This is a genomic window from [Clostridium] citroniae WAL-17108, assembly GCF_000233455.1.
GTDB classification, from domain to species: domain Bacteria; phylum Bacillota; class Clostridia; order Lachnospirales; family Lachnospiraceae; genus Enterocloster; species Enterocloster citroniae.
On the sequence record NZ_JH376420.1, the window covers coordinates 1,004,535 to 1,025,652 of the forward strand.

Genomic DNA, 21,118 nt, shown 5'->3' on the forward strand with positions numbered 1-21,118 from the left:
CCCCGGTGTGAACGATTCCGGGGATTATTCTCAGAAGAGTGTGCATGTTTCCAAGCATGGCTCACCCGCTTTACGCAAAACACTGTACCAGGTCATGGATGTTCTAATTAAAACCAAACCGGATGATCCCGTTTATCTATTCATGGACAAGAAGCGCGCACAAGGTAAACCTTACTATGTTTACATGACCGCAGGTGCCAATAAATTTTTACGTATTTACTATGGGCGAGTGAAAGAATATCTTGCTTCTCTTCCGGCATCGGAATAACCAACACGTAAAACCTGTTTTTAGACCGGCATATCCTGGCGGTCTTATTTTGATACCCACTTTTCAACCTGTATAAATTTTTCAATGTTCTTTAAAATTTAGCTTGACTTTTTATTTGCAGGCTTCCTTTTAGATTTTTAGAATTTTATCAATACCCGCAATAACTTCATTTAATTTGTCTACCAAACTGTCAAGTATCTCTACGGCCTCCTCCATGGCTGCACCACGTTCGGTACACTTTAGTCCATCAGAAAGATTATCAAAATTTTCTGATTCAGAATCCATTACACCACATATGATTTCTATGGCACGCTCAATTATGTCTCTGGCGGCAGCTAGAAGCTTTCTCTTATTTTTATTCATATATCACTCCCAGGTGTCCTGTTTTTTGGGGATTGAGATAAACCTTTTTTGTTTACTGCTCCAAACTGTTTTCTGATGTTTCTGATGTTCTGCTTTGGTAAACTCTTTTTTTGATTGTCTCCTATTATATAACAGGATCCCACAAAAAATTGCAATGGCCAACGGAATGCCAACGCCATTGCATATAGACAAACAGCAACATAAAATAAATCCCCATAATACATTGTAACTTCGTCTTGGTGTCATAACGTTATCACCTCTCTCACTTCTTACATTTTTTCTTTCCCACACCATTACCTCCATATCATTTTTTAGGTAGTAGCCTATAATTTATGTATTATCCGCCAGTATCTCAATCTGCATTTGTGCTCCTTCTCGAAAGCCCAAAAGATATCCTTCCTGTAAGGCGGCTGACACCATTAGCATCTGCGCCTCAAGAACCTCATCAAGGATTTCCTGTTGCTCATTATTCAGCAGTTCTCTTAATTGCTGTTCCAATAAGAAAGCCTGTTCTCGGCAACTCATATATTCCTCCGAAATCCCAAGGCGATCCACCGGTTTTAGTTCTCCAGTATACAATTCTTTCAACATTTCATTACCTCCAGACATCAAAAAGGCCGGCATCCCTGCCGACCACATTTAATTTCCACTATTATTATAGTCATTACAATTCTTCTTAATCTTTATTGTTCTGTAAATCCCACAATTTCGAATTGTAGTATCTGAGTGCCAACTCAAAATATATATCATTTATAAGAAGTTCTAATGAAACATCCTTTTTGTAAATTTCATTATACTTCCGACAAATCTCTTTAACATGTCCATCTTCCGGTAATATTTTAGTAATATGGTACACTCTACACTCACTAAAGGCCTTAAGCAAATATTCATCGCTCAAATTTCTTATATACTTTATATAGTCCATATATTTATCCTCTCCAGCAAGTACAATATTCTACATGATTCCCCCTGATCTGTCTGTTTCTATTATACTATTAATTCGTTAAAATACCACCAGTTTTTTAATCTAGGCTACCTTGACTGTTACGATCCAGAAATATCAGCTGATTCAATACCTGTTTTAAGCTTTTAAGTGCCAGTAGTAGCTTACATCTTCTCCATCCGGGATCTCACCATTTTTCCAATGATCTGATGGTACAATTTCTCTATAATCAAAATCATCTAAATCCAAAAGAATTTCATCACGCCCAACTGCATCCTCCACTTTCCGTATTGCATCTCCTGAATTTTCCGCGTTAACAATCACAGTCCTTTTAAATATTTCTCTTACACTAACTGCATATCTTCCCATATTATTTTTATCCTTTCTCCACCAGTCTGTTTTCTCACATTTCTTGCAAATCTCAATATTGTCAAGCCATGTCCAAAGAATAGGGAATTCCCCTAAGTAACAGTTCTTAGTCAATTAAATCTTTATAACGTTTCAACATTTTTTTGATATCTTCTGATCTGTAATGACACCAGACTCTCTTACCATCTTCATATTCTGCACATACGCCCACATCCAGAATATCACCAGAAAACATCGCCCGTTTTGGTATAATATCTGCTGAATGTCCAACCACTTCCATATTATTTTTCAAACAATAGCATGCCATTTCATATGGGGTTCCATATAACCACGAATTGCACATTTCATGATATCCTAATTCATCACCATTTAACCTATTTTGCATTGCCCTTAATACTTCTTTTGCCTTGTCATGGTATTTTACTTTAAACTCTTCCTCGGTCATTTCGACCCGAAACATAAGAGAGGCATCTATCTTTTCTTCATCTCCACCCTTCCGCCACATTTCTACTGTGACATAGGCCGAATTAATAGATTTTACAATTGCTGAAAAATATCTGTTACTTCCTCCACCTTCTGTCCCTTTAATTTCCTGTCCTACTCTTAAATGCTTATACGTTACTAATTTATTTTCTATCATTCTTCTCCTTATTTCCCTTTAGTAATTAGATAATTTTCCAGGTTAAAAATCGCCCATCGAAGTGTTGCCCCTGCTTCTATATCATGCTCCCTTTCTGCTCGCCTGAGCAGTTCATATGATTTTTCAATCTTTGGCACATCCATATTTTTTATATTCTCCTAATAACTTAGCTACTCATCCATACATAATTGGTTCATTTTATTTAAATTTTGACGTGCTATTTCCTCGGTGTCTCTTCTATTTATCCTTTTCCTCCAAAATTCTTGTGTTCCATACCTTTCAACCATTAATTACCGATGTGTCGTTTAATTTGCCAGTTCTATCTAATCTTATCGCCTTCCTTCTTGTTTCGTGATATAATTTAGTTGTAATTCATTTTGGGGGAGACATTTATGAAAAAAAGAATATTTGAGATTATTCAGTCAGCAAATACCGGTGATATTGCAAGTAAGATATTTGATTTATTTATCATGCTTCTTGTAATAATCAATTCAATAACGATAATGATTGATACTTTTTCTTTGCCTCAGAACTTCAAGACAACTATCCGTATAATTGATACTTCTACATCAATCATTTTTTCTATTGAATACGCATTAAGAATTTGGACCGCTCCGTTTTTATTTCCAAATAAATCAAATACAAAAGCGCGTATACGTTATATCTTTTCCTTTATGGCTATAATAGATTTACTTGCTATACTTCCATTTTACCTACCAATGTTAATACCATTTAATCTAAAGTCATTAAGATTGTTACGCTTAACACGCTTATTACGAATATTTAAAATGAACCGATATACAAACGCACTCTATAAAGTCGGAGCTGTTTTCAAAGCCAAGGCTAGTCAATTAATATCTTCTATGCTAGTTGTGGTAATGCTTATTATTTTGTCATCAATTTTAATGTTTAACATTGAAAATACTGCCCAACCGGAAGCCTTCACCAATATCTTTGATAGTATGTGGTGGGCTGTTGCCACTTTCACTACTGTTGGATACGGAGATATTTACCCGATCACCGTAGCCGGTAAACTTTTAAGTACAATCATAGCGTTTCTTGGAATTGGACTAGTTGCTGTCCCAACTGGTATTATCTCTGCAGGTTTTGTAGAACAGATTGATAAACATGATGATGATAAAAAACATTATTGCCCTTACTGCGGCAAACGATTAGATTAATCTGAATAAGAGGATCCTTGTGTTGTTATACTATTTATATTGCATCAAATATTCCAGCACTAGATATCTCATAAGCACTTCCTACAAAATTTTGCTATAGCCTCTCGATTTTCTAGCGTATCAATCCAGCCAAAATATCTTCTGCCAAAATTATCCGGAAGGTCCTCAACCGGAATGATTTTGATACCATCATGTACCGCCTGCTTCACGGCGCCTGAGTCATCTTCAAAAATTCCTGCTGCATCAACTTTCTGGATTTCCAGCATTCCAGTTCCATCAAAATCAAAAATATCGTAACCTTTATTCATAACATTACTCCTTCTTTAATTATTATCGATCAAACAGATGATTGATTTACTAAATATCAGTTTAGATGAATAACTTTTTCTACTCTTTCTAAGCTGAAGACGAATCCAACTACAATGATTTCTTTATCATCCACTCTGATGTCTTCTAATGTGCCATCAAAATGAGTGCCATCATAGAATATTACATCAATTTCATCACCAATCTTGTAAAATTCCATGTCGTATTCAAATCCTAAAAATACATCCATGTGTTTATCCTTCCTCCGATCATGCCGGAAACCCTAATCTACTGCCTTATATATAAAGGGCAAATACAAGAGTCCCATAATGTCGTCAACCACTCTTGGCTGTATCTGGTGGTATATTAACAACTCCAATCCCTGCCATACCAGTGCAAGTATTATGTACCACCAACACGTTTTCATAATCCTATCCATATTTTCACTTCCTAAAATTTTAATCTGGGCGATAAAGAGAATATCGCTCGTGACACATATTTATGATTACCTGTTGCAACTCCCTTACATCGCTTTTCAGTTTTCTATTTTCTTCTTCCAGCATATAGTTCTTTTTGTTTAAGACTTCAAACTGCTCCAATGTCAATGGTGCTACTTCCATCTCTCTTACACATTCTGACATATTTTTTCCTTTCCTTCTGGTTCCCCGGAAAATGTTAATACTGCTGATATCAGTTTTATGAACGTACTCGCTCAGTAATATCTTTATATCCCAATTTTTTCAACCTGGCAGAAAACTCTGTTATAGATGGCTGTTCTTTATTATGGTCAATTTCAGCCATCAATTTTATTAACTCAGGCATTTTGCTTAATGCCTCCCATGAATCATCATAGGCTTTTAATCGTATCCCAATACTATCCCACACAATTTCAAATTCGCCTTCTGTGCCGTCATTCTCATAGTAGAATCCAATCATCAAATATGGATGCTTTGAAAACAGCTTAGCAGAAGTCTCTCCAAACCATGCTTCATGTGGGATTGAAAATGCTTTTGCTGATTCTAAAAAATCTTTCATATCTGTCCTCCGAAATACTAATTTAATCCTCCTTAATTCCCCGCCCGAGGCAGTTCGGGCAAATCTCAGTTTTGAAGACTATCTGTTATCTCAGTTGCAATACGGTCACTGACAGTTCTAATCACATCGCCTTTGTCTATATTTTCCATAAGGCATTTAACCGCTTCATCCGTGACCTTTTCTCTTACTACCCTGTCCACAGCATCCCTCATATAACTATTCCAGTCCCATTCCCGCATCAAAGTGTTAATTCTGTCACCCATGCGCTTTCTAATCTGGTTAACTGCCCACTCTTTTAACTCCACCTCATTAATTTCTATTTGCATTTTTTACCTCCTTAAACATTAATTTAATCCTCCTTAATTCCCCGCCCGAGGCAGTTCGGGCAAATTTCAGTCTCATAACTCCAGTACCACTTATGGCACTGCTCACATACGGCAAACTCCTGATCTCTGAATTGTTCGTCTACATAGGTTTCGGGGTGCTGCCAGTCCACAGAATCAAATACAACCTGTGCAATTTCCTCTTGCTCATTACACATTGCCAGAAAATCGCGGTGGGTGTACTTGCTATCAGACTGCTCCGGAATATAGCAGACTATATCAAGGCCGCTGTCATATGCCTCATTACTTTTATATATCATTCCTTGGCCATAAAACTCCCTTTGAATTGTCTCGGCTTTATTTCCTGTGGCAGGTATATATTTTCCGACTACCATTTAGCACCTCTCTTTTTCTTAAAGTATCAGTTTAGATTGGCAGCGAAATGTGTTCTGGTGTAATTAGAAGTGTTTGAATACCATTCACAGAACCAATGTGCATTTCACTTACTTCACTAGGCTTACAATTATCTTCACTTTCCCAAATCGTATTTACCATAATTGGCAAATTGATACCTTGCAAGTATTTTGTATGTCCATCTACATCATCCGTAAGAATACTAAAAGACTTGCTACCAGTACATTTCTGTTTATTTCGCATAGCCTCTGCATCCTTGTAAAAACGGTCAATCTTATTCCATGCATCAGTCATTGATTCAGAATCTTTAATATCTTCGCACAAAGAATATACAAGCATTTTTAATTCATCTGCATAATTTGATGCTAATTCGATATTCATTTCTTTCAATTTTTTTGTCATTATTTTACCTCATTAAATATCAGTTTAGCAGATTAGGGCTATCATAAATATTCCCCATAATAACAAGTTCTTCACAACAAGACAAATAATCATAATTTGTTCCATATTCGTCTTTTCCATTTGTCCCCTTAAAATTCAGCTCTGATTCATCCCAAATAATCTTTCTAACATTGACTTGTCCATCATAGACACATTCGACAATGTCACCTTCCCATATCTTTAAACCGTTTTTATCAGTTAATCCGGTACACTGGCAGATGGTGGACGGTTCTATCTCAATCCATTCGTCATATCCGTAAAATGGCCAATTTTCAAATCTATAAAATACATCATCATTATATATTGGAAGTATATAATGACATTTACGATAGAGTACATAATACCCTTCCACCCATTCGCCATTATCACGACCCTTTGCCTTAAACAATATTTCTCTCACTTTATAGCCCCTTTCGCTTAATTGGTTAAATCCTAATTTTCAGTTATAAATCGGATTACCCACAGCATCTATTCCAATCAGAGATCCGCGCATATCATCTTCTTCCAAACCATTTTCACGCATAAAATCTGTTCTTGCTGCAATATCACAAATTGCAACATATGGATCATCACACCCACAACCTGAAGCACTGCAATATGTTCCACGTTCGGTATCTTCCGCATACTTACATTCCTTCATTGTTGACCTCCTCAAATCCTAATTTTCCGTTCCCGTCATGAAGGGAAGAAGTATCTCTCCCCTTATATTTACGTGCAATTCATCCAGCGTCCACCCATCAGCATATTCAAAAATCGGTTCGTCATATGGTTCTATAGGAGTTCCGTGAGCCGTCCAGAACTGATGGGAATCATCAAAACCGGTATCTTTAAAAATCGTACAATGATACAACTCCTCTAATTGCTTTTTTGTGTATCGCTCTTTCATATAGCCTCCAAATTATTAATCTACCTGAATACAATCAACCTGAAATGGTGCGTCTTCTAGGGCTTCAAAAACAACCTCTGACAATGTATATTTTCCGGCAATCTCATCATCAACTGTTATTGTCATTTTGACTGTATATTGTTTTTCCATGATCTTCCTCCAAAATTTCAGTTCTGTTTATTGGAATTATATGCCAGCTTTCCCCATGTCCAAATATTCCGCACAAAAATTGTTTTAATCTTCTCATAACTTCTCCTTAAATTTTAATTGGTGCAGGTAGGCTGGAATCGAACCAGCGCCGTACAACACCGACATTTAATATCTGGCGCTGTTGTCCTGCCAACTTGGACTACTACCCGCCTAAATCCTAATTTCACAGTTAAAATCCGTTCCATATTTTCTGATCATGATATCGGAAACATTCTGCATCTTGGCACTCCTTCGGCATCAAATCCTCGATCCGTTTGCGTGATCGGGAAATATAAAGCTTGCTCCGTATCTGCGTGTTTGGCTGCTCACACTCTAACATACGGTCAAATTCAACCAGTTCGCAGTACTGATCTGTATGATTATTCCGCAGATATTCAAAAAAGTAATTCCGATGAAATGGGCAAAATGTACATGCGCTGGCCCTTGTTTCCAGCCCCCACACATCTCGTATGTATGCATAGTTGTCTTTACGTTCCAACCCCATCTCGACCAGCGGAAAATAATTCACAAACATCTTGTGCGGATTTTCTTTGCAGCGCTGTTTCTCCTCGGCAGAAAATCCAATGTGCATCTCATGGGCTTTTAGATCCTCCGGCCTTGTTCTCTGTCCCTTTCGGTATCCCAGCAGATTCCATCGTACATACTTCTGGATCAGACCAATCTTATAATCCATTGTGCAGTTACGCATCATTTTGCCCTTTTTTCCGTCCAGATCCAATGTCCAGAATGGGATAGACACGACACGCCTGTTACCGAAATCCCGCAAATAATCTTGATATAATGGTGACGTTAGAACCTCAAATCTTATTCCGGCATCCTCACAGGCAGTCTGTACAAACCTTACCTGATCTATAACCCAAGGTGGCTCTTTTCCAAGATCGCAAAAGACCACTAGATCATAAACTGGTACAATCGGGTACCTCCCGGGATGCCGTACATTTTCGCAAGCCATTAGGGCCAATGCAGTACTTTGCATTCCCGCTCCACAACTTAATATTTTCATGTCTCAAAAGGTTCCGTGTACACTTTCCCGGCCGGGGAACGGCTCCTTTCTTAGTCCTCAAAATATCAGTTTTGTTGTGTAACCTTATCCTTTTTTGCGTATTCTATACAAAATTTCAACAGCGCTTCTTGCTCATCTTTTCTTAATATTTCTTCCAATTCAAGTGCATTATCAGAAATAAAAAATAATAACCGTCTTGCCTTGAAAGCTTCCGAATAACTACATTTATGCGCTTTTTGTATGTCTGAAATCTTGTATATATTAGTATCCTTCATACTAAGTTCCTCCAAATTTTAATTCTTCTGCTCACGAATTAACCGTTCGCACTCTTCTGTTGATAATTTACAAATACATCCCTGACAACTTTTCCTTGTCACTGCACATCTATAAGCTTCGTCATATTCGTTCCCGTTACGAAATGGAATAACTACAACATAAGGACAGTTATAAAAATCCATAGTTTTCTCCTTTTAAAAATAGCGATTCTATTTCCTTTCACAAGACAAATACCCTTCAAGCCACTTATAACAATCCGATGACCTTTTAGTACATAACCAGCCAGCTTCATCAAAATCTGCAAGCATTTCTCGAACGGATTTCATCCCTTTCGCCTGTTCTTCATCACTACATATCTCTATTAACTTATCAATAGCATCCATCATTTCATCTGTTACCATTGTTAGTTTCCTCCTTATCGAATCCTGATTTTATCTCTTGATTCAACTTATTTTATGGTGATCCCTGTATTCTTTACACATCTGACGATCCCAAACACTCTTCTATAAGGTTCCATATTGTCATACTCATTTCTTCATCGTCCTCAATACTGTGTCCTACATATTCTTCTATCCGTTGCTTTTCATTAAGACTGAACGTCATCAATACATTTAAAATTTCTTTCAACGCTTCTCCTACTAAACTACAATATTACATAATAAAAAACCACTAACTCCATATTTAAGTTAGCGGTTCCCTATTTACATATTATTAAAACTGGATTTTGTACGACAGCATATCACCGTAACGATTATTACAACCGGAAATTATCAATCTATATCAATCCAATATCTTTGCTCTGTTTTCCCTTGATTTTGAATCTCATTTTCCAAGATTCCACCATTGTTTTGAATGGATTTTGCTGAGCCGATATTATCCTTGTCGCATACCATTAGAACCTTATGAATTCCAAGTATTTTGCATTCTTCTAATGCTAATGCAATCATTTTTGTGGCATATCCTTTTCTTCTTTCCGATGGTCGAATTCCATCACCGATATGACCCCCAAATTGTAGTAAATAATCATTTAAATAGTGGCGAATATTCACAGCACCAACAATAATATTTCTTTCGTTATCCAAACAAAAAAATGTTGAATCTGGAACCATTCCTTCTCCAGCTTTCTTACAATCTAGATTTGAAATGTAGGATGTAAAATTGTGGTAGTCATTTCTGAAAATTGCCCAAGGAGAATGATTGGCAGATGCATGGTTATTATTATAATCAATCCATTCTTCCAGCATATTTACTATTAAATTTTCATACTGAGCACTTGCCTTTACTAATCTTAACGCCATAATTTATCATCCTCCACAAATACCATTTTCTATTTACAATATACACCCGAATATACTAACTATCAATATAAACTTGTCAAGGTTCATTTACACTTTCAATATCGATTTTGTAAACTTAATTGTCCCATATATGCAACTATCTCTGGGACAACCATCTCTATCAATCTTAACCGTCTCACTCTGCCCCCTTAAATGGCTCCGGTAAAGGCATCCAGGCTAACACTTCGTCTATTGGGTAGAAGATATGATTCAAATCTCCTAAGGCCGAAAATGCTGATGTCATCTCATATTCGCATTCCTGGTCTGCATATTCCCACTCTTTTTCATCGATATATCTCGCCTCACATGTCTCCAACCATTCGGGATGCGTGCATTGATCTCTATGTCTGGGATCTGCAATCCATTTATGATGCATAATCGTAACGAGAACCCTAACCTCTTTTTGTGGCAGCCGCTCCATCACCGAAATCCACCGTTGTTTCCACTGCTCCTCCTGAAACGCTGCCAAACAGTGCGCGGTCCGGGGTTTTTCAAAGTTATTCAGTTCCTCAATCTGATCGGTACCCTCATACTCCATCAGCTTCCAGAGGGCACCGTACAGCTTCTCGGATACCTCCTGAGTGATTGTCTGCCCAACATGTAGCTGCTCCCATTTCACGCCTCGCAGACTCCAGTTGCCTTGATCGTCTTTCTGCGTTAGTCTCATTCTGCTCCTTCCTCTACTAAATCTTTGCTTTCTGATGTATACTCCAATACTCCCTGGGTAGGCATCCCCACAATTCCATTACAGCTATCCTTTACTTTGTAAGCTATATTTTCAAAATAATTTCATTACCGCCCTTATTTTTTTTGATACATATCTCCTATGTAAGAAGCATAAATGTTTCCATGTGTCAATATTAAATCGGATTCTCATTTGATATAAAAATATCTCAGAAATCTTTTCCATGAAATCCCGCGGAAGGATATCCTGCTTAATACTATTACAGACCCTGCAGGTTGCTTGCAAGTTATCTAAATCATTAGTTCCGCCCTTTGATAAGGGAATAATATGATCGACTGTAAATTCATCAACCCCCATGAATCTCCCACATAAAACGCAGCGACCTTTTGATTTTGCATAAATGACTTTTCTTTCAGCTGGCTCGAATCGCCTTCTTTTTGACATCGTTCTTATATCCATCGCAGCATCTTCATTCAATGACATGATATAGAAATTTTTTAATTTTCTGGTTGCTTTATTCAGCACGGCCCTTGCTTCTTCAGAACTTGAAAACTGTTGTGCCTTTCGCTTACTGCTTGTCTTATTAATTTTCCCCCCAGTACTATAGGACATATACTGCGTGCCATTTGTGATCACATAATTCAAGAATCTACCTTTCTTCATTCCTTTCCCCTGGCTATGAAGCCAAGTCTTCATTCACATCATCAATATCATGACATTGATTCCACAGCGTCAGACTAGCATGATCTGTCTGTACACCCTCGGTTTTACCACCCACTCTATTTCCTCTAGTGTTTCTTAAACCAGACCGACTGCCCGGGTTTCAAACTCCAGCAAGAGTTCTCTGTTGTCACGCATTTGCCGCAGTAGCCAGTGCATTCAATCGCATCATCAGGTATCTCACATTCTGAATCGTTCAGTCGGACCCAGGAAGTGGGGAGATTATGCGGATTCTCACATCTCCATCTCCCCCAATTACTAAAGACCAAAATCAAATTTGACGGTTTCCTTCGCCTGTCCAAATACTCATTGACCAATTCATATTTCTTAGTGAAACAAAGGAATCTGGTAAACCTATGTTTCCGTGCCAATTTGCACATCAACTCTAAATACTGCTGATCAGGTATATCACCGCTTGAATGCCATCTGAAATACTTGTACGGGACCATGGTTAATACCGAATCAATCACATTGAAATACCCCTGCGGATTATCTTGGTAGGCCATTAAGTTTTTTCTTAAACTTTCCTTCACACGATCAAATGCAAAATTCCCTCGTAAAGCGTAGCATTTACGATTACAGGGAGCATCCCTCCTACAGGTCTCACCCACAGGAAGATTAACACTTGCAATGCTGGCTCCCAATTTTGAGATTCCCGTGGATATTCTCGGATAAACAAGTTTATCACTTTTCATGCTTAACCTCCCCGGTATAATTAAAAGATTTCATAGTCATATACATCATTAAAACAAATATTTCCGTTTTCTAAAAAAAACTTTCCCCAGGCGCTCTCGGCCGAAGATGAATTAACGCAATACTCAGATTCACATCCTCCGTCATTAACATAAACCAGTAAATAAACAACTTTTTCTTTTTTAGATCCTTTTCTATAGGAATATGTATCCATATCATCAAACCAGTCTTCTACACCGCATTTATATCCACCTCCATATGATCGTTCGTAATCATGCCAAACACCATAGGATCTTTCTATGTATTCATACTGTTTGCTTTCAACAAGAAGAAGCCGCTTGACCACCTCTATCGTATTCAGCATTTCTTCGACTACCACTTCTTCTTTTACTGTATGTGCATAATAATATCCACAGCTCAAATTAACAGCAGCTATGCCACATTGGGGAGCTATAATGCTAATATCAGAAAAGGTACCATAGCACTCCTTAAATCCCGTTTCTTTTATGATGAATTCTGTAAACTCCGGATTATCGCACTCATAGAATACCGCATCATTTGCGTGTGCCCGGTCAAGTTCAATCAAATAATGCAGCGAGTTTAACTCATATAAGAGATCTGTATCACAAAATTTCCCACTTCCAACTCCACCGATTTCTTCGTCCTCGCAGAAAAGAACGGAGCATTTATACTCTTCCACGATTTTTAGAATTATATAGATACCACACCTGTCATCGCCCCCTATTCCTTGGGGTGAACTAATAATATGTTGCCCCTCAATAATTTGTTCATAGAAATTATACACTGTCGATTTATGCACAGTATCCATATGGGCGGTAAGAAGAACAGGAATTGTCCCCTTTGCGTATATGAACCCATCACCGACTGCGATATCCGTATAACCAGCAGCAATCAATGCTCTCGGAAGAAACTCTTTAAGTTGCACCTGTGTCATTTTACAAAGTTTTATAAAATCTGGCACTATGGAAAAATTTATCCCAATGCCATTTTCGTTTTTGTATAGTTTTCCTTTTGTTTTCCCACTTTTGCTCATGCTATTTCCTTCCTCAGGCAGCAGGGCTATTTATTCCCGCTTCATCTTCGTTTTCTTCAAGAATATCATCCACACAATCATCGCAACAATCATGGTCACTATTCCAGGCGGAGTCATGTACTAAAGATTCGCAATGCTCACAATGATGAACTTCATTCTGTGGATACCACTCTCCGCTCTCTACCATGCGGTACCCATCAAGATAAGCGCAACTCGAATTACAGTAACTCCGACCGTCCTCTGTCTCGACTGAATCACCATATATATAATAAAAGGCACCGCAGGAATCACATTCACGAAATTCCGGCTCATCTAGTGCGTTGTCACATACGTTTCCATATCCAACTATGTGATTGCCACTGCCAATTTCCCACTCACTATGATAACTACAATAGAAGCAACAATTTTCGCAGTACCACTCGCCATCAATATAATGCATATCATCGGTATTATTTTCCTCTTCACATTCACAGCAGATTTCTCTGGCAAAACACTGATCACACTCAATTGTTTTTTCTTCCATATGTTCTCTTCCACAGCGGGGACAGATTGGGGCATGTCCAACGCTTATTCTTTTGATATTTACCCCTCCGTCAGCGTTTTTAAGGTAACTGACATTGCAATCTTTAAAATACAAGTAGTCCGTATAGTGCACCCCATAAGTATCTATTACGTTATTACATTCCGAGGGTCCTTTCTTGTTTACCCAAATGTTTGGTCGATTCATACAGTCAGATATGACTTTTTGAACTATTTCACGTACTTCTTGATAGAAAGAGTTTTCTCCATCTGTCGCTTGCGGATAAATACGTCCCTGCACAATCTTATCTTCACCCAAATGGAACATATTCCTGTTGATTTTGGGCTCTAATTCTAATTGATCTCCCGTATAAGAACTATCGACCGTGTAGAATACCATACTTGTACCATCAAGCATATATGATAGTGTCCCACCTGAATAGCAGCCCTCATAAGCATGTTCCATACCGCGCTTGTTCTCCTTATCAATAGTATGGCAACTAGCCCAACTATTCCCAAAAGACATAGTAAAATAATCTATTGGGTGGCAGCTAAGTATTGTATGTCTTGTGATTTTAAGTGGATTTATTGCGTCTGAATATTGCGCGAACCTTCTCTGATATTCCGGATCCTTGTCGATACCAATAAAGTGGCAAAATTTATTTACAATTCTTGATGTTTTTTGTCCTGCAACAGCCTTCAATGTGGGGGATATTGCATTTATAACATCGGCCATAAACACATCTATAAACTGATCTTTATAGTTCATTAATTGTAGAGAAAAATCTCTTACTTTGCTCAATAAACCTAAAGATTCTGATGTATATAACTCACTGGGGCAACCAGACCAGCCACATAAATGCGCCCGATTGGCTTCTTCAAATTTATTGACTTTTTCTGTAAAGAAACTATGATTTTTAACACACTCAAGGTAGTAGTCCTTCAGATATAGCCCTCCATGAGCTCTTATAGTATTGTAGGCGCTAATAATTTTATACATTCGATCTCTGATATCAACGGACTCTTGATAGCTATGGCAACCAATCATGTATTTCTTTCTAATATTCTGAGACCATCTGCGGATGTACCCACTAAAGTCTTCTAATATTTTACTGTCGCATATTCTATTATAATCCTCGTCAAAGGCTATTTGATATTTCCCATTGTAATTAGGATGCCTCGATATCAAAAGAATTAGATCTCCTTTTTTTTCTGCCCATTCATCCAATATTTTATTGCATCCACTAATAGTTGGATGATACTCGTATTCATTGAGAAGTGCCATCATCTCCTCGAGCAGCTCATCCCTCCGTTCCTCAGTCAATACAAATTTTTCTCCTGCAACAATCTCCTTCATATATGCATGATCGCCGCAGGGGAGAGGTACATTCTTTGACAAATCATCATATCCCGGCACTTTCTCCGCATTGGGGTAAATACTGAAAAACTCCTCCTCTGATATTGGATGAATCCTGCGAATATCGACCGTATCTATGTAACCAAGATTTTTGCCAAATCGACTAGCTATAATCTCAACGGATACCTGTCCATCACAATCTACCTCTTCATCAATCAACCTCAAAAGTGTTCCATGGTCTGATCTAAGACTGCATTCATCTCCTCTATATAAATTTCCTACAGCATATTTTTCATACATAATTTTTTCCACCTTTCGTCAATACATCCAATGAGCTCTAATTTAGTTCCATTACATCTATAACCACATTTTTGTTGATTTCAAAATCAGCAAATTTAACAACAACTCTTGTGCCGTCAGGTAACTCTGGCGGGTCACTGATTTCTACAGCCTCTCCATTATCCAGGACAATGATTGAGCCCCAATCATAAGCAGTTCCGCATTCAATGCTGAGGCTCAAAATAGGCTCGGCAGCAAAAGTTTTCGTAGTCAAAGTCCCAATTTGGGCAACAAAAACCACACCCAACGCCAAAAACCTTAGGATCTTATTTGCCATATTCAGTTATCTCCTTTTGAAAAAGTTGTGACGATTGTCACGAATAATTAGATATGTTAATTTCCAGATAATCCAACCTATTGGTATGATGACATCAGATGCTTTGAGCCTAAAGCCCTATTCATTGGATTCCAATATTTGTCCACATCCCTCTGCCCCCTTCCATTCAATGTTTTGGTAAATACCTTTTTTCCAATCACAATATCTCCCCGCATACTTTTATTTCACCTTGATCCCTGTAATTTCTTCAAAAATTTTCACATCAAAATTAGGGATCTCTTTAATGATATTTTTCTGTTGGCCAGATAAACTATTCCACCATAACTGACTACGGTCTTTTTCATTAAGTTCTTTCTGATAACCTCCTAGACCTCTCTATACCTGGTCCGTTTCATATCAATAAAATTTGTGGGAGTTGTCACATAGAAACCATGTGTTTCAGATTTGAAAATAGACATATATCTCATGTCTTTTTAGTTATATCACTTTTAAAGTTATATGTCAATGTTTTTTCCAAACATTCGTTCTCCTTTTTACGCCACAATTGAAATTTTGTTATCAACATAGGCAAATCTGTTACGGCTCCCAAAACGCTCTTTCAGCAGATCATCAGCATACAGCACACATGCAACCCTATAATTCCGATTTGGATAGGCCAAATGAGCCCGCTCTTTAAATGCCGTGGGCGAACTTTCCCTTAGCAAGGTTCCAAATATATTAACTATCTTACGTTCTTCCCCATATGCCTGGAAAATGTATTTCATTGTTCTCATGGTATAGGTGGAATAACCAAAGGTTTCCATATCCCAGCCAGCATGGTGAATCACCTTGAACGCAAATTCCAACCCTTTCGGCCCATTCGTTTTTACAATGTCTAAGGCATCCAGATAGGATTTGAGATATACCTTTCCGTCTCTCCTCTCCTTTGTTGTTGGACTTATCAAAACACCATACTTCCTTGACAGCGTATCAACTACGGATACAATAGGATCATTCAGAACAAGGGCTGCCGTATGCTGGTGTATTGCCTTCATTGGGCGTACCTCGTCATACTGTCCGCGGAAAAGCTCCGCTCCGTATCTCTCTATCTCATCATCTCCCACACTTAAATGGACATTTGCCAGGACATATTCACGCCCACACATCTGTGCAGCTATTACCCTGCCCATCCCCTCACACACATCAAAACTCCCTTTCTGAGGATTTGGTATGATATCTATATATCCAGCCTTTCTTAGATCAAAGTTCTGGCTTAAGGAGAGAATTTTATCTTCATTCAGAAAATGGATTCTATCGACTTGATATCTGGGAAAGTTTAGCATTGTAAGCGGAACTTTAGCTGTCCCTAAAATATCTCGTCCATCTTCCGTTACCATTACATCAACATTTGCCAGCAGATCATTCATCCTTTCATGGTTTCCGACCCTGTTAAAATACTCCTCTGCTATTTCATAAATCCTTTTTACCATACTATATCCCTCCATTTATTTTTCTCTGCTTTTTGTATATGTAACACCAATCAACACACATAGAAATTTCCCTTCTCCGTTCCTAAGACCCTTATTCCTGGCACGCTTTGCGTTTCCGTATATTCATGCTTATACCGGACTTTCACCTTACATTTACTTTCCCTTCGCCCGAAGGTATTTGATGTATAGTCAGGGCATACCCAAAGGGAGATCCAGGGAGCCGAGGTTATCTAATGGCAATATGAACCTATCACCGGTCTTTCATTTGCCTTATGATCAATCCGTTGGGACCTTCCGTACCGGTTCCAGTGACGCAACAACCATCTTATGTACTGACGCTATAGTGCAATAATCACATTTTATGTTTATCCCTCTGCAGCAACATATATCACAGCTATGTTTAAAGCTGCTCATTGCTTCCTGTGCGGAAGTACATTGCATCTGATAATTAACCCCTACCTGCTCAAACTTAGTCATTTTCCTTGTCTCCTTCTATATTGGTATTAGCTAAAGCGCCTTTAGCTCAGCGCATCATGTATTAATCCTAAAACCTCATCCTCTCCCGCCCATTGATTCCTTCCGCCAACATAATCGGTCAATGACCTAGCTTCGCGGTACAGGACCTTATCTCTTAATGGACCATAGCAGCTGCTTTCCGTGTTTATGTACATGATTTTTCCATTACCTGCATTAAGGATGAAACCACTTGCTCCTCTGACGGTTCCGTTTATTCTGATCGGTTGTACATGGCATTCAAAACCCGGATCCAGCTTTCTCATATGTGCCTTTATCTTTCTACTCGTCAACATAATATTTCCTTTCTGCATGGCAGGGATATTGTGCTTACCCCGCCTTGACTACGCCATGGCCAAAACAAAAGTGTTTCGTAACCATCAAATCTCCCTCCCTTCCTTTTGGATTGTGTGGGTGATTTTTTGTTTCACAGCACATCATAAAAGAGCAGAACTATCCTGTTTTCTGCTCTCCTGACTGTGCCATTCTATCCAACTGTGCTATTCGCTTTTCTGCATTCCCCCTCTATTATTGAATCAGTTGCCGTCCAGCGCCTTCCCTGACATTTGCCCAGGCATTCTGTTAAAGGCAAATTAACCCTGTGATTCCCCGGCATTCCTGATTCGCGACTATCGTTCCCAATACCAGCCGAAACCATCTTCCGTGTATAACATAAGCCCGGCTTCTGTGGCGTTAAAGTCTATAACTGTCCGTATGTCCAGATAGTCTGGAGCATTTGCATAGCTGGTGTTTTCCGGCACAGCCATACCCACAAAAAATCCAAATGTAAAAAAGCATGATATGGCCGCTAAGGTTTTAATCCTCATTTCCTCCTCCATTTCCAGGCACAAAAAAAGCCAGGGTTATCCCCTGGCAAGTGCCCCTTGCAAAAATTCTATTTCCAGATTGAATCATGATTCGTTGATGCCTCGAACCGCGTCCCATTTCCCCGGCATTGCGGAATTGCGTTTATCCCCCTTTCAGGGGTCCTCCGAACCTTTAAGCGTGACGCCTTCGTCCATGACCTCGTAAGCAAAGGTCTACGCATTTTTTTGTACATCTGATTGGAATCCGGCAATTGTTCTACAGACAGATGAAAAATCCTTCTCTTTTCCAATATCATTTTTGCAAGGCAATGGGTCTGTGGAATCTCAATGTCGAACCAAATATTTTTGCCGTAAAGGTATGAGCGCAAAGATCCTTTGCTATAACGCTGTATGACAGGGGCGGCCTTGTCATCACTGACAATGTGAACGGTCAGTTTGCCATGGCGTAATCTGTAGTCATCACAGACATATGGTATACGCCCACTATCCACCCTATATTCCCCGTAACAAGCCCCCTTAGGGACTTTCCTGTCATATATGCAAGTGCAGAAATCACCTGTAAAACGACATTGTTTCATGGCACTACCTCCTTGTATTTTTGTGCTTAAATACACTCCCCAGGGGCAGACAGATTGCGTCCGCCCCCTGAACTATACTCAAGCCGTCTCAGACTGATTGAGTAATTCATTCTTAGATTTATTCATGCCGACCTTCTCCGCCTTTTTCTCCTCCGCAATTATCTCCTCCCTGGTCTGATCAATACTTTGTCCCGTAATCATAGCATACCCAAAGACCACTGCTAATTTCTTGAATCCGGCCTTATTATCCTTACGAACAACCTTGCCCCCGTCTTTATCAACTCTCAGCACGCTATTGTAAAGTCTGCTGACCGTCCATGTTAAAGTGGCGCTACAATGCCATTTTATGGGAAGGAAAAGATTGGACTTGAAAAGCGTCCCCTCCTCCCTTATGCCGAAATTATCATTCAGATACACCGCAATCGCAGTCCGTAACTCTTTAAAAGCGTCCTTTGTATACTCGTCAAGTATAAAGTTGCCGTCCCCCTCCGTATCACAGGTTGCTAGATAGCAATTAAAGTTATGTACAGCATTTTCCAGCCGGATATAAGCCGGGGCGTAATCCACCCCGTCAACGCCTTTACGCGGTGCCATATATCCCACGCCTGGAATGGAAAACCTTGCTATGGTCTTTATAATGTGCAGGTCTTTCCCGGTCACGTCCTCAGGATTAAACACTATCTCACCCTGTTTTTCCTTAAGAATGCATTTAGTCTCACTATAACTTGAGACAAGTGCTTTTTCCTCTTCGGTTAACTCCTCCTCGCTGCGAGTAACCTTGTTTCCATCACGGTCAACGATCGTTAAGATGGATGTAATGGCAAGCTTTACCTTGCTTATCTGGTATTCCAGTGCCCAATGTTCTACGCCGTTCTCAAAAATCTGCCTTGCTTCCTCGTTCTTAAAATTCAGTTTCAGTGTAATGTCCTTTTTCATATTGTTCCTTCCTCTCTGCGGTTTTCCCGCTATAAAATTCTTTGTCATCATGCCCCACATACTGCATAGGATAGTCCTACACACTAGGACGGGCACGAGTAAATCAAACTATGAGGTTGCCCCCATAACCGCGCCTACTTTCGCAATAGTTCGCGGATTTCGCCGTATGGATGCACGCCGTTTCACTGTACCCCGTAGCCGCTTAGCGCACTGCGGAGGTGTTGCCGTGGGCACACACTGTGTTTTGGAATGCAATTATGTCATGGTGCAGGTGGATGAATAAATATGCATCCAGTTCTTAAAATTTACGATAGTCACCGTCAGCCCCTCCTCCCTGCTGACATCTTAATAATACACAATACGCGAAAACAATTCCACCACGTTAATATTTTTCCGGAAAACCGTATGTTTTATGGGGAAAATGTATATTTTTCACATAAATAAAAGCGGACTAGGGGGCGTATTAAAACCTAAAAAAATCGTTTTTATCACTGATACCTCCATAGCTGTCCTCCTTCCGAACTGACCCAAAATACCGCCATTTTTCATCAAAAAAGGCCTAATCCAGCCGATTCAAGATCCGATACCAGGGTTAGGCCCCTATTTAAACCTTATAAGGGAATGTATATTTTTACCGCAGAAAATCATATTTATGCAATAAAAATGCATATTATACAGTGCGGTTATAGCGATTGGCCAAGAAAAATAAGAACGTTATCGATATGAGATCGGGAATACTTTATAAGTAATACTTATTGACATATTGCTTTTCAAGTGTTATAATATATATAGTATTACAGAAAAAACGAAGCATTTATTATTATACAAAATGGATCTACGGGCAAAAAATGAATATGTGTTTATCGCTTTAATTCATCGTAGATTATATATCTACTCTTCTTTCCTGTTCGGAAACTGTTATCCCCTTAAATAAATATACTATATATTTCTATATGGCTTACAGGTTAATATTATTATATATACTCGCTGCTAATATATTATTATAAACTGTAGTAGCAATAACCTGTAAGACATATACACTGTGATGTTCAATGGTATCAGTTTTCCATATTCTTATCTGAACATCACAGGACTATCTCATTTAAAGATTACTTCTAATCTTTTAATATAAGAGAACAGAAGCATATCTTTTTTC

Annotated in this window: 32 protein-coding genes and 1 tRNA gene; 2 read left to right on the forward strand and 31 right to left on the reverse strand. The window is 38.8% G+C overall.

What is annotated here, in order from left to right; all coding sequences use genetic code 11:
- Positions 1–268 (forward strand): transposase (locus HMPREF9469_RS04455; protein ID WP_007859583.1); only part of this gene is annotated, 268 nt, incomplete at its 5' end.
- Between the two features lie 129 nt (positions 269–397).
- On the opposite strand, the gene HMPREF9469_RS04460 is transcribed toward HMPREF9469_RS04455, so the two are convergent.
- From HMPREF9469_RS04460 to HMPREF9469_RS33310, 5 genes are all read right to left on the reverse strand, one after another.
- Positions 398–631: a hypothetical protein gene (locus HMPREF9469_RS04460; protein WP_007859584.1), complete on the reverse strand. Its 234-nt coding sequence runs from the start codon at positions 629–631 to the stop codon at positions 398–400.
- Positions 632–961: 330 nt separating this feature from the next.
- Positions 962–1,222, reverse strand: coding sequence for a DUF6809 family protein (locus HMPREF9469_RS04465; RefSeq protein ID WP_007859587.1), 261 nt, complete (start codon positions 1,220–1,222; stop codon positions 962–964).
- 490 nt (positions 1,223–1,712) lie between these two features.
- Positions 1,713–1,943 (reverse strand): DpnD/PcfM family protein, encoded by a 231-nt coding sequence (locus HMPREF9469_RS04475; protein WP_007859591.1) that lies wholly within the window; start codon positions 1,941–1,943, stop codon positions 1,713–1,715.
- Between the two features lie 106 nt (positions 1,944–2,049).
- Positions 2,050–2,583 (reverse strand): hypothetical protein, encoded by a 534-nt coding sequence (locus HMPREF9469_RS04480; protein WP_007859598.1) that lies wholly within the window; start codon positions 2,581–2,583, stop codon positions 2,050–2,052.
- 8 nt (positions 2,584–2,591) lie between these two features.
- Positions 2,592–2,726: a hypothetical protein gene (locus HMPREF9469_RS33310; protein WP_007859600.1), complete on the reverse strand. Its 135-nt coding sequence runs from the start codon at positions 2,724–2,726 to the stop codon at positions 2,592–2,594.
- A 249-nt stretch (positions 2,727–2,975) separates the two neighbouring features.
- Between HMPREF9469_RS33310 and HMPREF9469_RS04485 the strand changes: the two genes are divergently transcribed.
- The gene (locus HMPREF9469_RS04485; protein ID WP_007859603.1) at positions 2,976–3,764 is read left to right on the forward strand and encodes an ion transporter; all 789 of its coding nucleotides are present in this window, start codon (positions 2,976–2,978) and stop codon (positions 3,762–3,764) included.
- 68 nt (positions 3,765–3,832) lie between these two features.
- On the opposite strand, the gene HMPREF9469_RS04490 is transcribed toward HMPREF9469_RS04485, so the two are convergent.
- From HMPREF9469_RS04490 to HMPREF9469_RS04615, 26 genes are all read right to left on the reverse strand, one after another.
- Positions 3,833–4,072, reverse strand: a complete 240-nt coding sequence (locus tag HMPREF9469_RS04490; protein WP_007859604.1) for a hypothetical protein — start codon at positions 4,070–4,072, stop codon at positions 3,833–3,835.
- A 56-nt stretch (positions 4,073–4,128) separates the two neighbouring features.
- The gene (locus HMPREF9469_RS04495; protein WP_007859605.1) at positions 4,129–4,320 is read right to left on the reverse strand and encodes a hypothetical protein; all 192 of its coding nucleotides are present in this window, start codon (positions 4,318–4,320) and stop codon (positions 4,129–4,131) included.
- Between the two features lie 208 nt (positions 4,321–4,528).
- Positions 4,529–4,711, reverse strand: a complete 183-nt coding sequence (locus HMPREF9469_RS04500) for a hypothetical protein (RefSeq protein WP_007859607.1) — start codon at positions 4,709–4,711, stop codon at positions 4,529–4,531.
- Between the two features lie 55 nt (positions 4,712–4,766).
- On the reverse strand, positions 4,767–5,105 hold the full coding sequence (locus tag HMPREF9469_RS04505; RefSeq protein ID WP_007859613.1) for a hypothetical protein: 339 nt from the start codon (positions 5,103–5,105) through the stop codon (positions 4,767–4,769).
- A 65-nt stretch (positions 5,106–5,170) separates the two neighbouring features.
- Positions 5,171–5,431, reverse strand: a complete 261-nt coding sequence (locus tag HMPREF9469_RS04510; protein ID WP_007859615.1) for a hypothetical protein — start codon at positions 5,429–5,431, stop codon at positions 5,171–5,173.
- 23 nt (positions 5,432–5,454) lie between these two features.
- Positions 5,455–5,823: a hypothetical protein gene (locus HMPREF9469_RS04515; protein ID WP_007859618.1), complete on the reverse strand. Its 369-nt coding sequence runs from the start codon at positions 5,821–5,823 to the stop codon at positions 5,455–5,457.
- Positions 5,824–5,854: 31 nt separating this feature from the next.
- Complete coding sequence (locus HMPREF9469_RS04520; protein ID WP_007859619.1) at positions 5,855–6,244, reverse strand: hypothetical protein; 390 nt, start codon at positions 6,242–6,244, stop codon at positions 5,855–5,857.
- Positions 6,245–6,263: 19 nt separating this feature from the next.
- Positions 6,264–6,683, reverse strand: a complete 420-nt coding sequence (locus HMPREF9469_RS04525) for a YopX family protein (protein ID WP_007859620.1) — start codon at positions 6,681–6,683, stop codon at positions 6,264–6,266.
- Between the two features lie 39 nt (positions 6,684–6,722).
- Positions 6,723–6,923: a hypothetical protein gene (locus tag HMPREF9469_RS04530; RefSeq protein ID WP_007859621.1), complete on the reverse strand. Its 201-nt coding sequence runs from the start codon at positions 6,921–6,923 to the stop codon at positions 6,723–6,725.
- A gap of 18 nt (positions 6,924–6,941) precedes the next feature.
- The gene (locus tag HMPREF9469_RS04535) at positions 6,942–7,169 is read right to left on the reverse strand and encodes a hypothetical protein (RefSeq protein ID WP_007859627.1); all 228 of its coding nucleotides are present in this window, start codon (positions 7,167–7,169) and stop codon (positions 6,942–6,944) included.
- Positions 7,170–7,184: 15 nt separating this feature from the next.
- Positions 7,185–7,319 (reverse strand): hypothetical protein, encoded by a 135-nt coding sequence (locus HMPREF9469_RS33315; RefSeq protein ID WP_007859629.1) that lies wholly within the window; start codon positions 7,317–7,319, stop codon positions 7,185–7,187.
- Positions 7,320–7,437: 118 nt separating this feature from the next.
- Positions 7,438–7,529: transfer RNA gene (locus HMPREF9469_RS31910), tRNA-OTHER, on the reverse strand.
- A gap of 19 nt (positions 7,530–7,548) precedes the next feature.
- The gene (locus tag HMPREF9469_RS32780; protein WP_242827895.1) at positions 7,549–8,070 is read right to left on the reverse strand and encodes a hypothetical protein; all 522 of its coding nucleotides are present in this window, start codon (positions 8,068–8,070) and stop codon (positions 7,549–7,551) included.
- Between the two features lie 377 nt (positions 8,071–8,447).
- On the reverse strand, positions 8,448–8,657 hold the full coding sequence (locus HMPREF9469_RS04545; RefSeq protein WP_007859642.1) for a hypothetical protein: 210 nt from the start codon (positions 8,655–8,657) through the stop codon (positions 8,448–8,450).
- 210 nt (positions 8,658–8,867) lie between these two features.
- Positions 8,868–9,059, reverse strand: a complete 192-nt coding sequence (locus HMPREF9469_RS04550; RefSeq protein ID WP_007859644.1) for a hypothetical protein — start codon at positions 9,057–9,059, stop codon at positions 8,868–8,870.
- Positions 9,060–9,428: 369 nt separating this feature from the next.
- Positions 9,429–9,956, reverse strand: a complete 528-nt coding sequence (locus HMPREF9469_RS04555) for a GNAT family N-acetyltransferase (RefSeq protein ID WP_007859645.1) — start codon at positions 9,954–9,956, stop codon at positions 9,429–9,431.
- Positions 9,957–10,131: 175 nt separating this feature from the next.
- Complete coding sequence (locus HMPREF9469_RS04560; protein WP_007859646.1) at positions 10,132–10,662, reverse strand: DUF551 domain-containing protein; 531 nt, start codon at positions 10,660–10,662, stop codon at positions 10,132–10,134.
- A gap of 111 nt (positions 10,663–10,773) precedes the next feature.
- Positions 10,774–11,343, reverse strand: a complete 570-nt coding sequence (locus tag HMPREF9469_RS31785; RefSeq protein ID WP_007859647.1) for an HNH endonuclease — start codon at positions 11,341–11,343, stop codon at positions 10,774–10,776.
- A 125-nt stretch (positions 11,344–11,468) separates the two neighbouring features.
- Positions 11,469–12,095 (reverse strand): GP88 family protein, encoded by a 627-nt coding sequence (locus tag HMPREF9469_RS34020; RefSeq protein ID WP_007859648.1) that lies wholly within the window; start codon positions 12,093–12,095, stop codon positions 11,469–11,471.
- Positions 12,096–12,115: 20 nt separating this feature from the next.
- On the reverse strand, positions 12,116–13,147 hold the full coding sequence (locus HMPREF9469_RS04575; protein WP_007859651.1) for a hypothetical protein: 1,032 nt from the start codon (positions 13,145–13,147) through the stop codon (positions 12,116–12,118).
- A 13-nt stretch (positions 13,148–13,160) separates the two neighbouring features.
- Positions 13,161–15,323 (reverse strand): hypothetical protein, encoded by a 2,163-nt coding sequence (locus HMPREF9469_RS04580; protein WP_007859655.1) that lies wholly within the window; start codon positions 15,321–15,323, stop codon positions 13,161–13,163.
- Between the two features lie 37 nt (positions 15,324–15,360).
- Positions 15,361–15,639 carry an SRPBCC family protein gene (locus tag HMPREF9469_RS04585; RefSeq protein ID WP_007859659.1) on the reverse strand — a complete coding sequence of 93 codons (279 nt, stop codon included), beginning with the start codon at positions 15,637–15,639 and terminating at the stop codon, positions 15,361–15,363.
- A 533-nt stretch (positions 15,640–16,172) separates the two neighbouring features.
- Positions 16,173–17,108 (reverse strand): hypothetical protein, encoded by a 936-nt coding sequence (locus HMPREF9469_RS04590; protein ID WP_007859660.1) that lies wholly within the window; start codon positions 17,106–17,108, stop codon positions 16,173–16,175.
- Between the two features lie 518 nt (positions 17,109–17,626).
- The gene (locus HMPREF9469_RS04600) at positions 17,627–17,917 is read right to left on the reverse strand and encodes a hypothetical protein (protein ID WP_157140256.1); all 291 of its coding nucleotides are present in this window, start codon (positions 17,915–17,917) and stop codon (positions 17,627–17,629) included.
- A gap of 333 nt (positions 17,918–18,250) precedes the next feature.
- On the reverse strand, positions 18,251–18,448 hold the full coding sequence (locus tag HMPREF9469_RS04605; protein WP_007859663.1) for a hypothetical protein: 198 nt from the start codon (positions 18,446–18,448) through the stop codon (positions 18,251–18,253).
- A gap of 656 nt (positions 18,449–19,104) precedes the next feature.
- Positions 19,105–19,962 carry a hypothetical protein gene (locus HMPREF9469_RS04615; RefSeq protein ID WP_007859666.1) on the reverse strand — a complete coding sequence of 286 codons (858 nt, stop codon included), beginning with the start codon at positions 19,960–19,962 and terminating at the stop codon, positions 19,105–19,107.
- Positions 19,963–21,118 lie beyond the last annotated feature (1,156 nt).

What these genes read in the sequence shown, in the direction of transcription:
- HMPREF9469_RS04460 (WP_007859584.1), bottom strand. Translation starts at nt 631, where the DNA reads ATGAATAAAAATAAGAGAAAGCTTCTAGCTGCCGCCAGAGACATAATT.
- HMPREF9469_RS04520 (WP_007859619.1), bottom strand. Translation starts at nt 6,244, where the DNA reads ATGACAAAAAAATTGAAAGAAATGAATATCGAATTAGCATCAAATTAT.
- HMPREF9469_RS04465 (WP_007859587.1), bottom strand. Translation starts at nt 1,222, where the DNA reads ATGTTGAAAGAATTGTATACTGGAGAACTAAAACCGGTGGATCGCCTT.
- HMPREF9469_RS04500 (WP_007859607.1), bottom strand. Translation starts at nt 4,711, where the DNA reads ATGTCAGAATGTGTAAGAGAGATGGAAGTAGCACCATTGACATTGGAG.
- HMPREF9469_RS32780 (WP_242827895.1), bottom strand. Translation starts at nt 8,070, where the DNA reads ATGATGCGTAACTGCACAATGGATTATAAGATTGGTCTGATCCAGAAG.
- HMPREF9469_RS04600 (WP_157140256.1), bottom strand. Translation starts at nt 17,917, where the DNA reads ATGTTGACGAGTAGAAAGATAAAGGCACATATGAGAAAGCTGGATCCG.
- HMPREF9469_RS04585 (WP_007859659.1), bottom strand. Translation starts at nt 15,639, where the DNA reads ATGGCAAATAAGATCCTAAGGTTTTTGGCGTTGGGTGTGGTTTTTGTT.
- HMPREF9469_RS04485 (WP_007859603.1), top strand. Translation starts at nt 2,976, where the DNA reads ATGAAAAAAAGAATATTTGAGATTATTCAGTCAGCAAATACCGGTGAT.
- HMPREF9469_RS04530 (WP_007859621.1), bottom strand. Translation starts at nt 6,923, where the DNA reads ATGAAGGAATGTAAGTATGCGGAAGATACCGAACGTGGAACATATTGC.
- HMPREF9469_RS04555 (WP_007859645.1), bottom strand. Translation starts at nt 9,956, where the DNA reads ATGGCGTTAAGATTAGTAAAGGCAAGTGCTCAGTATGAAAATTTAATA.
- HMPREF9469_RS04505 (WP_007859613.1), bottom strand. Translation starts at nt 5,105, where the DNA reads ATGAAAGATTTTTTAGAATCAGCAAAAGCATTTTCAATCCCACATGAA.
- HMPREF9469_RS04475 (WP_007859591.1), bottom strand. Translation starts at nt 1,943, where the DNA reads ATGGGAAGATATGCAGTTAGTGTAAGAGAAATATTTAAAAGGACTGTG.
- HMPREF9469_RS04550 (WP_007859644.1), bottom strand. Translation starts at nt 9,059, where the DNA reads ATGGTAACAGATGAAATGATGGATGCTATTGATAAGTTAATAGAGATA.
- HMPREF9469_RS04615 (WP_007859666.1), bottom strand. Translation starts at nt 19,962, where the DNA reads ATGAAAAAGGACATTACACTGAAACTGAATTTTAAGAACGAGGAAGCA.
- HMPREF9469_RS34020 (WP_007859648.1), bottom strand. Translation starts at nt 12,095, where the DNA reads ATGAAAAGTGATAAACTTGTTTATCCGAGAATATCCACGGGAATCTCA.
- HMPREF9469_RS04515 (WP_007859618.1), bottom strand. Translation starts at nt 5,823, where the DNA reads ATGGTAGTCGGAAAATATATACCTGCCACAGGAAATAAAGCCGAGACA.
- HMPREF9469_RS04495 (WP_007859605.1), bottom strand. Translation starts at nt 4,320, where the DNA reads ATGGATGTATTTTTAGGATTTGAATACGACATGGAATTTTACAAGATT.
- HMPREF9469_RS04490 (WP_007859604.1), bottom strand. Translation starts at nt 4,072, where the DNA reads ATGAATAAAGGTTACGATATTTTTGATTTTGATGGAACTGGAATGCTG.
- HMPREF9469_RS04480 (WP_007859598.1), bottom strand. Translation starts at nt 2,583, where the DNA reads ATGATAGAAAATAAATTAGTAACGTATAAGCATTTAAGAGTAGGACAG.
- HMPREF9469_RS04545 (WP_007859642.1), bottom strand. Translation starts at nt 8,657, where the DNA reads ATGAAGGATACTAATATATACAAGATTTCAGACATACAAAAAGCGCAT.
- HMPREF9469_RS33310 (WP_007859600.1), bottom strand. Translation starts at nt 2,726, where the DNA reads ATGGATGTGCCAAAGATTGAAAAATCATATGAACTGCTCAGGCGAGCA.
- HMPREF9469_RS04605 (WP_007859663.1), bottom strand. Translation starts at nt 18,448, where the DNA reads ATGAGGATTAAAACCTTAGCGGCCATATCATGCTTTTTTACATTTGGA.
- HMPREF9469_RS04560 (WP_007859646.1), bottom strand. Translation starts at nt 10,662, where the DNA reads ATGAGACTAACGCAGAAAGACGATCAAGGCAACTGGAGTCTGCGAGGC.
- HMPREF9469_RS04580 (WP_007859655.1), bottom strand. Translation starts at nt 15,323, where the DNA reads ATGTATGAAAAATATGCTGTAGGAAATTTATATAGAGGAGATGAATGC.
- HMPREF9469_RS33315 (WP_007859629.1), bottom strand. Translation starts at nt 7,319, where the DNA reads ATGGAAAAACAATATACAGTCAAAATGACAATAACAGTTGATGATGAG.
- HMPREF9469_RS31785 (WP_007859647.1), bottom strand. Translation starts at nt 11,343, where the DNA reads ATGAAGAAAGGTAGATTCTTGAATTATGTGATCACAAATGGCACGCAG.
- HMPREF9469_RS04590 (WP_007859660.1), bottom strand. Translation starts at nt 17,108, where the DNA reads ATGGTAAAAAGGATTTATGAAATAGCAGAGGAGTATTTTAACAGGGTC.
- HMPREF9469_RS04510 (WP_007859615.1), bottom strand. Translation starts at nt 5,431, where the DNA reads ATGCAAATAGAAATTAATGAGGTGGAGTTAAAAGAGTGGGCAGTTAAC.
- HMPREF9469_RS04575 (WP_007859651.1), bottom strand. Translation starts at nt 13,147, where the DNA reads ATGAGCAAAAGTGGGAAAACAAAAGGAAAACTATACAAAAACGAAAAT.
- HMPREF9469_RS04535 (WP_007859627.1), bottom strand. Translation starts at nt 7,169, where the DNA reads ATGAAAGAGCGATACACAAAAAAGCAATTAGAGGAGTTGTATCATTGT.